The organism is Deinococcus rhizophilus (assembly GCF_030271215.1).
Lineage (GTDB): Bacteria > Deinococcota > Deinococci > Deinococcales > Deinococcaceae > Deinococcus > Deinococcus rhizophilus.
In genome coordinates, this window is the sequence record NZ_JASNGB010000308.1 from 1 (window position 1) to 1,706 (window position 1,706).

A 1,706-nucleotide genomic window follows, 5' to 3' on the forward strand; every position below is an offset into this window, starting at 1 on the left:
CCCACGTCGCGGTAGACGATGTTGCGCACCGACGCCGGGTTGCCGCCCCGCACGCGCAACTCGGCCTCCAGCCAGCGCAGGCTGCCGCGCACGCCCCGGCCCGGCTCCGGCTGGGGGGGCAGGTGGGCGCGCAGGTCCGCCAGGGTCGCCTTCCAGTTCACGGTGGGGCGAGCCTAGCACCCCCCCTGGCACCTGACGAGGCGGTCAGGTTCTCCCGTTGGGTGCCTGTGTATACTCGGTCCAGTTTTCCCACAGTTCAGACCCCAGGAGGAACCCCATGTCCCAGAAGTTTGCCGTGCCCGTCCTGCTGACCCTCGCCCTCGCCGTGGCGGGCAGCGCCTCCGCGCAGTCCCTCGCCGCCGCCCAGTCCATGTACGACCAGGGCAAGTGGCAGGAGGCCGCCAGTGCCGCCGCCGCCCTGAAGACCAGCGCGGGCTACGCCCTCGCCGCCGAGGCCACCACCGGAGGCGCGGGCCTGAGCGCCGAGAGTGCCAAGAAGGGCCTCTTCCAGAAGGCGCAGGAGTACGCCCGTCAGTCGATCAACACCGACAAGAACAACCCCGACGCCTACTTCGAACTCGCCCGCGCCCAGGGCCGGCTGGCCCAGTACAGCGGCATCCTGAACAGCCTGGGACTGGCAGGCGACATGAAGAAGAACCTCGACACCGCCATCAAACTCAAGCCCAACATGGCCTCGGCCTACGTGGCGCTGGGGCTGTGGCACGCCAACCTCGTCTCCAAGGGCACCGTGGCGACGCTGGCGACGGGGGCCAAGCGCAACCAGATCAACCCCAACTTCGAGAAGGCCATCGCGCTGGAACCCAACCAGGCCGTGCACCGCATCGAATACGCCAATGCCCTGCTCCTTCAGGGCAACAAGGCGGGCGCCCGCGCCCAGCTTGAAAGGGCCGTGGCTCTGCCCGCCGACACCTTCTGGGAAAAGCGCGATCTGGAGCAGGCACGCAAGACGCTGGCCGGGCTGTAAAGCTCTCTCACACCCAGACGCCCCGGCTCCGGCTGGGGCTTGTTGCTGACGGCTACCCTCTCAGCAGCGCCACCGCCCCCGGCAGCACCTCCGCCCGCACCCCCGACGCCTGCCCCACCACGTCGCCGTCGAGGTGCAGCCAGGTGGGCCGCGCCCAACTCAGCTCGGCCACCCGGCCCGTGCGGTGGTGGACGCCGGGGTCGCCCAGATGACGGCCCGGCAGCACCAGTGCCATCAGCCGCAGCACCTGCCGCCGCCCCAGCGGGCCGCTGACCACCACGTTGAGCACGCCGTCGCGCACGTCCGAGGCGGGGCTGATGTGAAAGCCGCCCCCGTAGCGGGTGCCGTTCATCGCGGCGGCGAGGACGCTGGGACCGGCATAGAGGCGCTCGCCGTCCACCTCGGCCGTGACGGGCGTCAGGGTCAGGTGCCGCAGGGTGGTCAGCGCAGCCCAGGCGTAGCGCCCCATCCCCGGCAGCCACGCGGGGGCCAGCGGCAGCCGGGCGGTGAGCTGCGCGTCGAAGCCCATGCCCAGGCCGTTGAGCAGCAGCCGCGTCTGGTCCGCGCAGTCCCCGCCCCGCACGGTCACCCGCAGGGCGTCCACCGGCCGGGGCACCCCCGCGAGCCGCGAGAGGGCCGCCCCGAAGTCTCCCGGTTTCAGGCCCAGCATCCCCGCGAAGTCGTTCCCGGTGCCCAGCGGCACCACCCCCAGGGGCCGCCC

At 72.0% G+C, this 1,706-nt stretch carries 2 protein-coding genes; one reads left to right on the forward strand and one right to left on the reverse strand.

The window, feature by feature from the left end:
• The first annotated feature begins 277 nt into the window (after positions 1-277).
• Complete coding sequence (locus QOL99_RS16880; protein ID WP_285525539.1) at positions 278-985, forward strand: tetratricopeptide repeat protein; 708 nt, start codon at positions 278-280, stop codon at positions 983-985.
• Between the two features lie 52 nt (positions 986-1,037).
• On the opposite strand, the gene QOL99_RS16885 is transcribed toward QOL99_RS16880, so the two are convergent.
• Positions 1,038-1,706: diacylglycerol/lipid kinase family protein (locus tag QOL99_RS16885; protein WP_285525541.1), on the reverse strand; the 669-nt coding region annotated here is incomplete at its 5' end.